The sequence below is a fragment of the Streptomyces sp. NPDC046727 genome, assembly GCF_040645635.1.
Taxonomy (GTDB): domain Bacteria; phylum Actinomycetota; class Actinomycetes; order Streptomycetales; family Streptomycetaceae; genus Streptomyces.
In genome coordinates this window covers 148,570-160,586 of the sequence record NZ_JBEYYR010000012.1, presented here as the reverse complement: position 1 = coordinate 160,586, position 12,017 = coordinate 148,570, and the positions used below count along the sequence as shown (strand labels likewise).

At 73.7% G+C, this 12,017-nt stretch carries 13 protein-coding genes, 5 tRNA genes and 1 pseudogene; 8 read left to right on the top strand and 11 right to left on the bottom strand.

The features are described from left to right. Nucleotides 1-91 precede the first annotated feature (91 nt). The gene (locus ABZ937_RS17695; protein ID WP_361692736.1) at nucleotides 92-652 is read left to right on the top strand and encodes a CGNR zinc finger domain-containing protein; all 561 of its coding nucleotides are present in this window, start codon (nucleotides 92-94) and stop codon (nucleotides 650-652) included. A gap of 72 nt (nucleotides 653-724) precedes the next feature. Here ABZ937_RS17695 and ABZ937_RS17690 read toward each other — a convergent pair whose 3' ends face one another. Together ABZ937_RS17690 and ABZ937_RS17685 are read right to left on the bottom strand one after the other, a co-directional pair. Then, nucleotides 725-877: a hypothetical protein gene (locus ABZ937_RS17690; RefSeq protein ID WP_361692733.1), complete on the bottom strand. Its 153-nt coding sequence runs from the start codon at nucleotides 875-877 to the stop codon at nucleotides 725-727. A 155-nt stretch (nucleotides 878-1,032) separates the two neighbouring features. Next, nucleotides 1,033-1,491, bottom strand: coding sequence for a hypothetical protein (locus ABZ937_RS17685; RefSeq protein ID WP_361692729.1), 459 nt, complete (start codon nucleotides 1,489-1,491; stop codon nucleotides 1,033-1,035). Between the two features lie 187 nt (nucleotides 1,492-1,678). On the opposite strand from ABZ937_RS17685, the gene ABZ937_RS17680 reads away from it, so the two are divergent. Then, nucleotides 1,679-2,212 carry a DsbA family protein gene (locus ABZ937_RS17680; RefSeq protein ID WP_361692726.1) on the top strand — a complete coding sequence of 178 codons (534 nt, stop codon included), beginning with the start codon at nucleotides 1,679-1,681 and terminating at the stop codon, nucleotides 2,210-2,212. A 4-nt stretch (nucleotides 2,213-2,216) separates the two neighbouring features. Here the strand turns inward: ABZ937_RS17680 and ABZ937_RS17675 are convergent. The 4 genes and pseudogenes from ABZ937_RS17675 to ABZ937_RS17660 all read right to left on the bottom strand — a co-directional run. Next, nucleotides 2,217-2,365 (bottom strand): annotated as a pseudogene (locus ABZ937_RS17675) (cation transporter); the annotation flags it as partial. A gap of 26 nt (nucleotides 2,366-2,391) precedes the next feature. Then, nucleotides 2,392-3,216: a GNAT family N-acetyltransferase gene (locus ABZ937_RS17670; protein ID WP_361692723.1), complete on the bottom strand. Its 825-nt coding sequence runs from the start codon at nucleotides 3,214-3,216 to the stop codon at nucleotides 2,392-2,394. A 73-nt stretch (nucleotides 3,217-3,289) separates the two neighbouring features. Beyond that, the gene (locus tag ABZ937_RS17665; protein ID WP_361692720.1) at nucleotides 3,290-4,111 is read right to left on the bottom strand and encodes an aminodeoxychorismate lyase; all 822 of its coding nucleotides are present in this window, start codon (nucleotides 4,109-4,111) and stop codon (nucleotides 3,290-3,292) included. Beyond that, the gene (locus ABZ937_RS17660) at nucleotides 4,108-5,151 is read right to left on the bottom strand and encodes a chorismate-binding protein (protein ID WP_361692717.1); all 1,044 of its coding nucleotides are present in this window, start codon (nucleotides 5,149-5,151) and stop codon (nucleotides 4,108-4,110) included. Before ABZ937_RS17660 ends, ABZ937_RS17665 begins: the two co-directional genes overlap by 4 nt. 178 nt (nucleotides 5,152-5,329) lie before the next feature. On the opposite strand from ABZ937_RS17660, the gene ABZ937_RS17655 reads away from it, so the two are divergent. The 5 genes from ABZ937_RS17655 (at nucleotide 5,330) to ABZ937_RS17635 (ending at nucleotide 5,799) form a co-directional block, all read left to right on the top strand. Then, nucleotides 5,330-5,402 (top strand) — tRNA-Gly (locus ABZ937_RS17655). A gap of 38 nt (nucleotides 5,403-5,440) precedes the next feature. Continuing rightward, nucleotides 5,441-5,514 (top strand) — tRNA-Cys (locus ABZ937_RS17650). A gap of 1 nt (nucleotide 5,515) precedes the next feature. Further along, nucleotides 5,516-5,587: transfer RNA gene (locus ABZ937_RS17645), tRNA-Val, on the top strand. 39 nt (nucleotides 5,588-5,626) lie between these two features. After that, nucleotides 5,627-5,698, top strand: a tRNA-Val gene (locus ABZ937_RS17640). Between the two features lie 29 nt (nucleotides 5,699-5,727). Next, nucleotides 5,728-5,799, top strand: a tRNA-Val gene (locus ABZ937_RS17635). Between the two features lie 52 nt (nucleotides 5,800-5,851). Here the strand turns inward: ABZ937_RS17635 and ABZ937_RS17630 are convergent. The 3 genes from ABZ937_RS17630 to ABZ937_RS17620 all read right to left on the bottom strand — a co-directional run bounded on the left by ABZ937_RS17630 (nucleotide 5,852) and on the right by ABZ937_RS17620 (nucleotide 7,649). Beyond that, nucleotides 5,852-6,151, bottom strand: coding sequence for a zf-TFIIB domain-containing protein (locus ABZ937_RS17630; protein ID WP_361692714.1), 300 nt, complete (start codon nucleotides 6,149-6,151; stop codon nucleotides 5,852-5,854). 80 nt (nucleotides 6,152-6,231) lie between these two features. Beyond that, nucleotides 6,232-7,203 (bottom strand): aminoglycoside phosphotransferase family protein, encoded by a 972-nt coding sequence (locus ABZ937_RS17625; RefSeq protein ID WP_361692711.1) that lies wholly within the window; start codon nucleotides 7,201-7,203, stop codon nucleotides 6,232-6,234. Nucleotides 7,204-7,472: 269 nt separating this feature from the next. After that, nucleotides 7,473-7,649 carry a hypothetical protein gene (locus tag ABZ937_RS17620; RefSeq protein WP_014671580.1) on the bottom strand — a complete coding sequence of 59 codons (177 nt, stop codon included), beginning with the start codon at nucleotides 7,647-7,649 and terminating at the stop codon, nucleotides 7,473-7,475. Nucleotides 7,650-8,253: 604 nt separating this feature from the next. On the opposite strand from ABZ937_RS17620, the gene ABZ937_RS17615 reads away from it, so the two are divergent. Beyond that, the gene (locus ABZ937_RS17615) at nucleotides 8,254-9,711 is read left to right on the top strand and encodes a serine/threonine-protein kinase (protein ID WP_361692707.1); all 1,458 of its coding nucleotides are present in this window, start codon (nucleotides 8,254-8,256) and stop codon (nucleotides 9,709-9,711) included. A 34-nt stretch (nucleotides 9,712-9,745) separates the two neighbouring features. Here the strand turns inward: ABZ937_RS17615 and ABZ937_RS17610 are convergent, their stop codons facing one another. Both ABZ937_RS17610 and cobA read right to left on the bottom strand, forming a co-directional pair. After that, on the bottom strand, nucleotides 9,746-10,564 hold the full coding sequence (locus ABZ937_RS17610; RefSeq protein WP_361692704.1) for an RNA methyltransferase: 819 nt from the start codon (nucleotides 10,562-10,564) through the stop codon (nucleotides 9,746-9,748). 88 nt (nucleotides 10,565-10,652) lie between these two features. Further along, entirely contained in the window at nucleotides 10,653-11,885 is a 1,233-nt protein-coding gene (gene cobA, locus ABZ937_RS17605) for a uroporphyrinogen-III C-methyltransferase (RefSeq protein WP_361692701.1), read from the bottom strand. Nucleotides 11,886-12,017 lie beyond the last annotated feature (132 nt).

Here is a 12,017-nt window from a genome sequence, read left to right as displayed (position 1 = left end):
TGGGCACGGACCGGTGCGCCGGGCGCGGTTGTCGCTACCATCGGCCAGCATCGGCGGGCGCCCGCCCGACCCCCAGGCCAGGGAGTGAAACGTGCTGATCACCCACGACACCCGGTGCGCCCTCGACACCGTGGTGGATCTGGTGAACTCCGCGCCGGAGGACGAGGCGGCGGCGGACGGACTGCCCGATGTCCCGGCTCTCACGGATTTCGTGCGAAACCACAAGATGAGCGATGTCGGCACGCTGTCGGAGTTCGATCTCTCGGCGGTGCGCAGGGTCCGGGGGCGGTTCGCGGCGATCTTCGCGGCCCCGGACGCCCGGTCCGCGGCCGTGATGATCAATGAGCTGGTGGCCGCGGCGGGCACCACCCCGCGCCTGACGGACCACGACGGCTACGACTGGCATGTGCACTACTTCGCGCCGGGCGCCTCCGTGGCCGACCATCTCGCCGCCGACTGCGGGATGGCGCTCGCCTTCTTCGTGGTGGCCGGGGAGCAGGAACGGCTGCGGCGCTGCGAGGCACCCGACTGCCGGCGCGCCTTCGTGGATCTGTCCCGCAATCGCTCGCGCCGCTACTGCGACAGCCGCACCTGCGGGAACCGGCTGCATGTCGCCGCCTACCGGGCGCGGCGCAAGGAGGCGGCCGGCTGAGGCGTACGCACCGGGTGCGAGCGGGATGCGACGTCGGTCCCGGCGGGTGGCGCCGGGACGGACGTGTACGGCTCACAGCAACAGCAGATCGTGCAGCGCCGCCGTGAGGAGTAGACACCCGATCACCGCAAGGAAGATCATCAGCGGTGGCTGGGAAAGGGCGAAGAGGCACCCGCGCGGCTCGTCCTTCGGCGGCGCGGCCTCGCTCTCTGTCGTGTCCAGCATCTCGCGGCAGATCATGACGCACCCGGCGCCCCGCCCGCGATCAGCGCACAGGGATCTTGCGGGAGTTCGCCGAATACCGTGAGGTCTCGTTCGGCTGGTGAACGATTCCGGGCGCCCGGGGACCCACTGTGTCGTTTCAGCGAGTCATGTGACTGTCATATGCCGTGCTTCTTGAGGATGGCCTCGATGTCGCTGAAGTCCTCCGCCGGGCCGGTGGAGCGGGACGTGCCGCCCCGGGGCGCGGTGGTCGGGCGGGCCGCGGGACGGGTCGCCTCGCCCAGGGACGGCGCCGAGGCCGCGGGCGCCACCGCTTCCCGCTCCGCGCGTCGGGCCGCCTTGCGCCCGGCACCGGCACCTCCGCGCCGGCGCTCCACGGCACGCGTGCCGGCGAACAGGAGCCAGGCCGCACCCAGCACCCCGAAGCCCGCCCAGGCGGTGGGGCTCAGCGCGGTGTCGGCGAGCCAGCCGACGACCCCGGTCATCACCAGGCCGACCGGCACCAGCGCGTAGGCCGCCGTGCGGGCCGCCGCCAGGAAACGCTTGCGGTAGGCCGTGACCACCGCGATACCCAGGCCCGCCGCGGACACGGCGGAGCACACTGTCTCGGCGATCATGCGGTCCTCCCGGCGGGCTCGGTGCGTCGCTTCCATCGTGCACCGCCTGATCCCCGCGATGCCATGCTCCGGCCGGACATCAGGGAGATCTCCGGGTCGTCTCCTCCTGGAGTGCCGGTCCCGCGCCGTCCCCGGGCGGCGCGGTGCCGATTGGGTCGGCCGCGCCCGGCCTGGAAGACTGGTGGGCATGAGCGACTCCTCCCCCGTACGCACCGATGCCCTGGTCCTCGACGTCTGGTGCGAACTGCAGTGCCCCGACTGCCGCAGCGCCCTGGACGACATCCGCGCCCTGCGCGCCCGCTACGGCGACCGGCTGGAACTGCGGCTGCGGCACTTCCCGCTGGAGAAGCACCAGCACTCCTTCGCCGCCGCGCAGGCCGCCGAGGAGGCGCTGGAGCAGGGCAAGGGCTGGCCGTACGTGGAGGCCGTGCTGGAGCGGGTGGCGGACCTGGACCGTCAGGGAGAACCCCTCCTGGTCGAGACGGCCCGGGAACTCGGCCTGGACGCCGAGGAGTTCGACACCGCGCTGATCGACGGCCGGCACATCCTGGTCGTCGACGCCGACCAGGCCGAGGGCAAGGCGATCGGGGTGACGGGCACCCCGACGTACGTCATCGGCGGGGAACGCCTCGACGGCGGCAAGAGCCAGGAGGGACTGCGCGAACGCATCGAGGAGATCGCGGACCGGCTGCTGGCCGACCGGGAGGCCGGGGATTCCTGAGGGCGACGACCGGCCCCGCGAGATCCTCGGCACGGCCGTAGCCGTAGGTGAACCGGCGGGTCGCCGCCCGCCGGCCCAGCACGAAGGCGATGCCGAGGGGACGGCGGTCAGCGCGTCGGCCGCCTTGTGCATGGTGTCCCCGAGCACGGCCATGGGGCGGCCCCGAGGCGCACAGGGGCCTAGAGGAGGCGTTTGGCCAGCGAGTGGGTCACCGGCTCGTAGCCGAGTGACGCGTACAGCCGCTCGGCCGGGGTGTTGCCCGCGAACACGTTGAGGCCGAGGAGCGGCCGGCCGGCCTCGATCGCCTGGCGTTCCGCCAGCAGCATGAGCGTACGGCCGTGCCCCCGGCCGCGGTGGGCCGCGTCGGTCTCCACGTCGAACACGTACGCCTTGGCCTCGTCCAGGGCCAGCCACAGGGTGCCCACCCGGTCGCCCGTGTGCTCCAGCACGCTGAAGAGCATGCCGTCGGTCGCGAGGCCGTGCGGCAGCAGTCGCGCGTGGTCGTTGCGGGACTTGGCGCGGGCCGCGGCCTCGGGGATGCCCTGGTCCATCCACATGCGCGCGTACCGCTCGCGCTCCGTCGCCTCCCAGGCGTCGAACTCGGCCCCGGTCATGGGCCGCGCGTGACTGCCCGGCGGCAGCGCGGGCGGAGTGGTGCCGAGGGGTTTCTCCATGCCGCGGTTGCGCACGGTGTAGCCGAGGGCGGCGAACAGGCGCTGCGCCGCCGGCGCCGTGGCGGGCACCACGGCCTCCATCTGGACGCAGCCCCAGCCTCGGGCCACCTCCTCCGCGGCGAGCGCCGCCACGGTGCCCCGGCCGCGCCGCCGGTCGGGCTCGGCGATCCGCAGGTCGACGATGCGGGCCACCGAGTCGCCGAGGGACGGCGAGGTGCCGAGGTGGATCTCGCCGACGGGGCGGCTGTTCACGCACACCGCGTAGCGGCGGGAGCGGGTTCCGTCGGGGTGCTGCTGGAGCGGCTCGGCCGGCCGCAGGGTCGTCGTCATCACAGGTGTTCTACCCGCGACGACCGGCCGCGTCAGCCCGTTTGCGGCACCCTGTCGTCCCCTTCCTCCCGGGTCAGGGGTCCAGGTCCTGCCCGGAACGCTCGTCGAAGAGGAGCATGGCCTCGGCGGTCACCGGGCCCGGGGCGCCGGGCAGTTCGCGGTCGTCGACCCGGTGCACGGCCTGGACGTCCCGCAGGGTGGACGTCAGGAAGATCTCGTCGGCGTGCCGCAGGACGTCCAGCGGCAGGTCGGTCTCCTGGGCGTCCGTCCACTCGATGACCAGGTCCCGGGTGATGCCGGGCAGGCAGCCGGAGGCGAGCGGCGGGGTGTGGATCTCGCCGTCCAGTACGACGAAGACGTTCGACCCGGTGCCCTCGCACAGCTGCCCCACCGTGTTGCCGAACAGCGCCTCGGAGGCTCCGTGTTGGTGGGCGCGGGCCAGGGCGACGATGTTCTCGGCGTACGAGGTGGTCTTCACTCCGGTGAGGGCGCCGCGTTCGTTGCGGGTCCACGGGACGGTGATCACCGCGGTGGAGTCCGGGCGGCCGGTGGTCTCGCCGACGGCGACCACGAGGGTCGTACCGTGCTCGCCGCGGCCGGCGCCGAGCGGGCCGTGGCCGCCGGTGTAGGTGATCCGCAACCGGCCCAGCGGCATCGGGTTGGCCTCCAGTACGGCCGTACAGGCGCGGCGGACCTCGTCGTGGTCCGGGTCGGGCAGGCCGAGGCCGCGGGCCGAGCGGGTCAGCCGGTCGAGGTGCCGGGTGAGCGCGAACGGTTCGCCGTCCACCGCCTTCACCGTCTCGAAGACACCGTCGCCGACGGTCAGCCCGTGGTCGAGGACGGAGACCCGGGCCGATTCCAGGTCCCGCAGCCCGCCGTCCAGCCAGATCCTCATGTGAGTGCCCCCTCGGTCTCGTCGTACGCCCCCGACGCCACCGCGAGCAGCCGGGAGGCCTTCAGCTCCGTCTCCCGCCACTCCCCCTCCGGGTCGGACCCCCAGGTGATGCCGGCGCCGGTGCCGAAGCGCAGGGCGCCCGCGGCGCGGTCGATCCAGAAGGTGCGGATGCCCACGGCCAGCTCGGCGGTGCCCCGGTCGGCGTCCACCCAGCCGATGCCGCCGCAGTACGGGCCGCGCGGGGCCGGCTCCAGCGCCTCGATGATCCGCAGCGCGCTCGACTTGGGGGCACCGGTCACCGAGCCGGGCGGGAAGGCCGCGGCCAACAGCTGAGGCCAGCCGGCGTCCGCGCGCAGCTCGCCGCGGACGGTGGAGACGAGATGGACAAGACCCGGATGCTTCTCCACGGCGCACAGGTCGGGGACGGTCACGCTGCCGGTCGTGCAGACACGCCCGATGTCGTTGCGGACCAGGTCCACGATCATCACGTTCTCGGCGTAGTCCTTCTCCAGGAGGTCCGCCTCGGTACGCCCCGTGCCCTTGATCGGCCCCGACTCGACCGTGCGGCCGTCCCGGCGCAGGAACAGCTCGGGCGAGGCGGTGGCGATCTCCACACCGTGTTCCGGCAGCCGGATCGTTCCCGCGTACGGCGCCGGGTTGCCGCGGGCCAGCAGGGCGGTCAGGGCGTCCACGTCGGCGCCGGGGGCGACGGGCGCGCTCAGCACCCGGCAGAGGTTGGCCTGGTAGACCTCGCCGGCCGCGATGTGCTCGCGTATCCGGCCGACGGCCGCCGTGTACGCGGCACGGTCCAGGGAGGAGGTCCAGTCCCCCGCCGCCGGGCCCCGCCATCCGCCGGGCACCGGCGCGGGCACCGGCTCCTCCCGTACGTCCGCGAAGCGGGCGCAGGTCAGCCGGCCCTCGAAGTCCGCGCACACGGCCCAGAAGCCCGTGGAGTCCAGGGCGGCCGGATCGCTGGTGACGTCGAGGAGGCCGGTGGCGACGCGGTCGCCGAAGCGGGCGAGAGGAGGGTGGAGGAGCACGTGGTCGAGTCTAGGTCGGGTGTCCGGAAGGTGACCCCGGGATGTCCCGGAGGGGGTCCTGACCACCGGGTCCGCCAGGTCCACCGCAGCACGCTGCGCAAACGCGTTTTTGTGCTGGCCCAGGAATCCGCTAGAGTTCAACACGTCGCCGGGACGCGGAAGCGGAACGAAACGACAAGCGGACGTAGCTCAGTTGGTAGAGCGCAACCTTGCCAAGGTTGAGGTCGCGAGTTCGAGCCTCGTCGTCCGCTCGAAGGAAGAAGGGGTCATCCCGATCCCCTACACTCCTGGTGGAGTGGCCGAGAGGCGAGGCAACGGCCTGCAAAGCCGTCTACACGGGTTCAAATCCCGTCTCCACCTCCAAGGACGATTAGCTCAGCGGGAGAGCGCTTCCCTGACACGGAAGAGGTCACTGGTTCAATCCCAGTATCGTCCACTGGATCTTCTGATCCTGATCTTTTCGAAGATCACACCCGCGCGATTAGCTCAGCGGGAGAGCGCTTCCCTGACACGGAAGAGGTCACTGGTTCAATCCCAGTATCGCGCACTGTCTGTGACTCACGGGTCACGGCTCCCGGACGATTAGCTCAGCGGGAGAGCGCTTCCCTGACACGGAAGAGGTCACTGGTTCAATCCCAGTATCGTCCACACAGCCAGAAGCCCCCGGCCGTCTCGTACGGCCGGGGGCTTCTGCGTGTGCTCAGCTGGAGAACAGCATGTGGCCGAAGCTCTTGTGGCGCTGGTGGCCGTAGTGGCCGTGACCGCCGTGGTGGCCACCGCCGTGCGGGGCGCCCCAGGCGGGCGCGGGCGGGGCTGCGGGGTAGGCCTGCGGGGCGGCGGGCGGGGGCGGGGCCGGCTGCGACCACTGGGACTCCAGGCGGGTCAGCGCCTCCAGCTCGCCGTAGTCGAGGAAGATGCCGCGGCAACCGCTGCACTGCTCGATCTGGACGCCATTGCGGTTGTAGGTGTGCATCGGCGCATGGCACTTCGGACACTGCATGGTCGGCTCAACTCCTCGCCGGTCGGTCGTGCTTCGTGTTTCCCCAGGACAGACTCCGTCTCGGCCCGGGCGGTTGCAGCCTAGTCCGGGAATCCGGTCGCCGGCCGGGAGGGGCCGCAAGGGACGGACGCCATGCGTGCGCAGGCGTCGGCCACGGCCTGCTCCACCTCGTCCAGCGGGCGGTCCGCGGCGAGGGCCTTGGTGAGCGCCAGGGCGGCCGTCTGCACGGTCAGCGCGCGGGCCGGGACGTCCAGGGCGGGCCACGGATCGCCGGCCGCGGGTACGGCCGGGCCGCCGGCCTGCCGGTAGGCGGTCAGGAAGCGGGTCCACTCGTCGGGCGGGAGGAGTCCGCAGGCGTACCAGGCGGCGGGGCGGGCGAGGTCCCAGGCCGGGACGCCGGCTCCGAGGTCGTCGACGTCGATCAGCCTCCACGGCCCGTCCGGCGCCGGGTGCCGGACGAGCTGGCCGAGGTGCAGATCGCCGTGGCAGAGGGCCGCCGGGCCGGGCATCGGGCCCGCCGCCCTGGCCCAGGCGGGCAGGGCGGCCCACGCGTCCAGGACGGGGCGGGCGGCCGCGTGGGGTGTGGTGCGCAGGGCCGCGCGGAGCCGGTCGATCGCCCGGGCGGCCTTCGCGGGGCCGCGCATCGGGGGGAGGCCGTCCGGGACGGGGGCGCGGTGCAGACGGGCCAGGAGGGTGGCGGCGGCCTCCCAGGGGGCCGCGTCCGGGTCGTCCGGGTCCACGGGGACGCCGTACGGCCAGAAGGTCACGAGCCGGTCGTGCAGCGGGGTGGGAGCGGGGACGAGCGGCGGCAGGAGCAGGTCCGGGAGGCGGGCGGCCGTGGTGACGCGGAGGGCCAGCGCGGCGGGGTCGGAGTCCGGGGCGTGCGCCTTGGCGACGGCACCGGCATGCCGGACGACCGTGGCGTCCTGACGGTCGGCGAGGGGGGTACTGCCGCAGGCGCAGGGGGCGCGGGGGGTGCGGGGGTGGGCGACGGCCCTGGCTCTCAGGGTCAGCGCGGACAGGAGGGCGGGGCTGTCTGTGTCTGCGGTCAAGGCTGCCTCGTGCGGGGTGGGCTGTCCGGCCGAGGGTACTGGGGCGGGGGCCGGGTGACTCGCCCCCGTCGGGGAGTGCGCCCTTCTTCAGGACGGGCGCCGACCCGGCGGCACGACTGCGCACAGCGCCGACGGCACCGGAACGGCTAATGCCGGCGCAGCTCCCCAGCTGCGCCGGCATTGTTGCCGTCCGCCGTACCCCCGTCCCCACGGGGTTTCATGGATGGATGTCCCCGCCCGGACCGCTCTTCCGGGCCTGGGGTCGCCGCTCAGCGCCCCAGCATCGCACCCACGGACGACGCCTGTGTGGCCACCGTCTCCCAGCCGTCGAAGACGAGTAGGAGCAGGGCCGCCAGGGGAAGGGCCATGAGTGTCGCCACCAGGGGGTGGCGGCGGCCCGTGCGGCGGGGGGCGAACGCCGTGCGTCGCGGTGCCGTGTGGGCCATGGTCCCTCTCCTGACCGTTTCGGTTGTCGTCTGCAGCGGCGGGTGTCTGACCTCGGGGGACGAGTGCTGCACCCGCCGCTTGACCTCAAATCTAGGCGCGCCGCACGCCTCGGGCGTCATGCCCTCGTACCGATTGCCGGGCCTCCCGGAGGATGAGCCATGACCTGCGGAGTACTCCCCTGGGTGGAGACGCGGACCAGGGTCTCGGGGTCTTCCCGGAGGGGGCCGTCCCCTCTGTCCGGTCATTTCCGAAGCGTCCCGCGGGCCGGGCGGAGTGACTTCGATCACTTCGGGTGGGTTCGGGGCGGATGCCGGGGGCGGATCCCGGTTCGGGGTGCGGGCGGGTCCGGGGGCTGGGGGCCACGGGTGGCCTACAGGGGTGCGGCGACCCGCTCCGCGCAGTCGAGCGGGTCCAACCTCCCTTCCGTATCGGCCGGTTGACGTCGGCGGTGACTCGAAGTCGCCGTGCGGCGGGGCTTCTTGACCGCGTTTCACCTCCCCCGGACGGCCCACACAATCCGTCCGGGCGAGAGGGCGCGGCCTATGCGCGCAGGCGGCCGTGGAAACGTAAGCTGTGCCACGTCACAGAGACCGGGCAGCGGGGATGAACATGGCGATGATGCGCCTGAGGCGCGAGGACCCGCGCGTCGTCGGCTCGTTCAGGCTTCACCGACGGCTCGGCGCGGGCGGCATGGGTGTGGTCTACCTCGGCTCCGACAAGAAGGGGCAGCGTGTCGCGCTGAAGGTGATCCGGCCCGACCTGGCGGAGGACCAGGAGTTCCGGTCGCGGTTCGCGCGCGAGGTGTCGGCGGCCCGGCGTATCCGCGGCGGCTGCACGGCCCGGCTGGTCGCCGCCGACCTGGAGGCCGAGCGGCCCTGGTTCGCCACCCAGTACGTGCCCGGCCCCTCCCTGCACGACAAGGTCGCCGACGAGGGCGCGCTCAGCGCGGCGGACACGGCGGCGATCGGCGCGGCCCTGTCCGAGGGCCTGGTCGCCGTGCACGAGGCCGGTGTCGTCCACCGGGACCTGAAGCCCTCCAACATCCTGCTGTCCCCCAAGGGGCCGCGGATCATCGACTTCGGCATCGCCTGGGCCACCGGCGCCTCCACGCTCACCCACGTGGGCACCGCGGTCGGCTCCCCCGGCTTCCTCGCCCCCGAGCAGGTGCGCGGCGCGGCGGTCACCCCGGCCACCGACGTGTTCTCCCTGGGCGCGACCCTGGCGTACACGTCGACCGGTGACTCGCCCTTCGGGCACGGCAGTTCCGAGGTGATGCTGTACCGGGTGGTGCACGAGGAGCCGCAGCTGTACGGCGTACCGGACGCGCTGGCCCCGCTGATCCGGGCCTGTCTGGCGAAGGACCCCGACGAGCGGCCCAGCACCCTGCAGCTGTCGCTGCGGCTCAAGGAGATCGCCGCCCGGGAGGCGCAGGGCCTGGACGGCGTACGGCCGCCGGCGCCGCGGGGCGGCGAGGTGGACCGGCCCACCGGACGGCTCGTCGACGCCTACCCCGAGACCTACCCGGAGCAGCAGCGCGGCCAGCGGCGTACCGCACCCGGTACGCCGTTGCCGCGCGGGGGCACCGGGGCCCGGGGCGGTGTGCCGTCCAGGGGCGGGGGCTCCGCGCGCGGCGATGTGCCGTCCCGGGGTGGCGCGGCCTCGCGCGGCGGCAGCGGAGCGCGCGGTGGCACCCCCTCCGGGCGGCCGGGTGCGTCGCGCCCCACCCCGCCGCCGCGCGGCGGCGGCCAGCGCTCCGGTGGCGGCCGGCCCGCCGCGCGGGGCGGCTCCGGGCGGCCGGGGCAGCGTCCCGCGCGGATCGGGCGGCGGCCGGCCAATCCGCGGCTGCTCAGGCAGCGGCTGTTCGTGTTCGTGGTGGTGACGCTGCTGGTGGCGCTCGGTATCGCGGTGGCCCAGGGCTGCCAGGGCCCGGCACGCGGGCTGGGCGACGACGGGGGCGGCGACCGGCAGGGGAACGCGCAGCCGAGCTATGCGCCGTCGAGCGACGGCAGGCCCCCCTCGGACCAGCACGGCTCGTCGGTGAGCCGCGACGCCGGGAACTGAGCGCCGCGCCCCGAAGACCGGGGCGCGGGCCGCCTCAGGACTCCGGCCGGCCCGTCGCCACCGCGTAGAACGCCACCGCCGCCGCGGCACCCACGTTGAGCGAGTCGACGCCGTGGGCCATCGGGATGCGGACCCACTCGTCGGCGGCGACCAGCGCCTGGGTGGACAGTCCGTCGCCCTCGGCGCCGAGCATGAGCGCCACCCGGCCCATCCGGTGCGGGGCGGCCTCGTCCAGGCTGCGGGCCTTCTCGTCCGGGGTGAGCGCGAGCAGGGTGAAGCCGGCCTCGCGGACCGAGTCCAGGCCCTTCGGCCAGGTCTCCAGACGGGCGTACGGCACCGAGAACACCGCGCCCATGGAGACCTTGACGCTCCGCCGGTACAGCGGGTCGGCGCAGTCGGGCGACAGCAGCACCGCGTCCATGCCGAGCGCCGCGGCCGACCGGAAGATCGCCCCGATGTTGGTGTGGTCGTTCACGGACTCCATGACCACGACCCGGCGGGCAGAGCGGAGCAGTTCGCCGGCCGTCGGCAGCGGCTTGCGCTGCATGGAGGCGAGGGCGCCGCGGTGCACGTGGTAGCCGGTGACGCGTTCGGCGACTTCCGGGCTGACGGCGTACACCGGGGCCGGGAGTTCGTCGATGACGTCACGCATGACGTCGATCCACTTGGCCGAGAGCAGCATCGACCGCATCTCGTAGCCCGCTTCCTTGGCCCTGCGGATGACCTTCTCGCCCTCGGCGATGAACAGGCCCTCGGCGGGCTCGCGCTTGCGGCGCAGCTCGACGTCGGTCAGGCCCGTGTAGTCGGCCAGGCGCGGGTCGTCGGGATCCTCGACGGTGATGAGATCGGCCACAGGGTGATACTGCCTTGTCCTGGGTGTGGTGCCAACGGCTGGGAAGGGGTGGGTTACCCCGGGTTACGCGTGATCAAGCGGCTCGTGGTCACGCGGCGGGCTCCGGGCCGACCGTCACGACCTCGCCGATGACGATGACCGCCGGGGGCTTCACGTCCTCGGCCGCCACCGTCTCGGCGACCGTGGCCAGGGTGGCGTCCACGCGGCGCTGGGCGGCCGTCGTCCCCTCCTGGACCAGGGCGACCGGCGTCTTCGGGGACCTGCCGTGCGCGACGAGCGTCTCGGCGATCTTCCCGATCTTGTCGACGCCCATCAGGACCACCAGGGTGCCGGTGAGCCTGGCCAGCGAGGGCCAGTCGACCAGGGAGCGCTCGTCGTCGGGCGCCACATGGCCGCTGACCACGGTGAACTCATGGGCGACCCCGCGGTGCGTGACCGGGATGCCGGCCGCGCCCGGCACCGAGATCGAGCTGGAGATGCCCGGGACCACCGTGCACGGGATGCCGGCCTCGGCGAGCGCCTGGACCTCCTCCATGCCCCGGCCGAAGACGAACGGGTCGCCGCCCTTGAGCCGGACGACCGCCTTGCCCTGCCGGGCGTGCTCGACGAGCGCGTTGTTGATGGCCTCCTGGGCCATGTAGCGGCCGTACGGGATCTTCGCCGCGTCGATCACCTCGACGTGCGAGGGCAGCTCGGCGAGCAGGTCGCGGGGGCCGAGCCGGTCGGCGATGACGACGTCCGCCTCGGCGAGCAGGCGCCGGCCGCGGACCGTGATCAGGTCGGGGTCGCCGGGTCCGCCGCCGACGAGGGCCACGCCGGGGGTGCGGGTGCGGTGGTGCGGGGCGACGAGGGTGCCGTCGCGCAGGCCCTCGACGACCGCGTCCCGGATGGCGGCGGTGTGGCGGGGGTCGCGGCCCTTGGCGTCCGTGGTGAGGACGGCGATCGTGACGCCCTCGCTGTGGCCGGTGGCCGGGGTCCACGCCGTCGCCCGGTCGGCGTCGTCGGAGCGGACGCACCAGACCCGGTGCCGTTCCGCCTCGGCGGAGGCCCGGGTGTTGGCCTCGGGGTCGCTGGTGGCGATGAGGGCGTACCAGGCGTCGGCGAGGTCGCCGTCCTCGTACCCGCGCCTCACCCAGGTGATCTCGCCCGCGTCCGCCATCGCCTCCACGGAGGGGGTCGCCTCGGGGGACACCAGGCGGATGTCCGCGCCGGCCGCGATCAGTGCCGGGAGACGGCGCTGGGCGACCTGGCCGCCGCCGAGGACGACCACACGGCGGCCGGAGAGACGGAGGCCTACGGGGTAAGCGGGGTGTTCGGCCATGAGGGACGGCTCCTCGGACAGCTGTGCGGTGGGCGCGCTGCGGCTCCGGAGCGGCCCTGACGTGCGGATTTTAAGGTGTGCGCGCGGGCGACCGCACGGGTGGTCCGGCAGTCGAACACCGGACCACCCCTG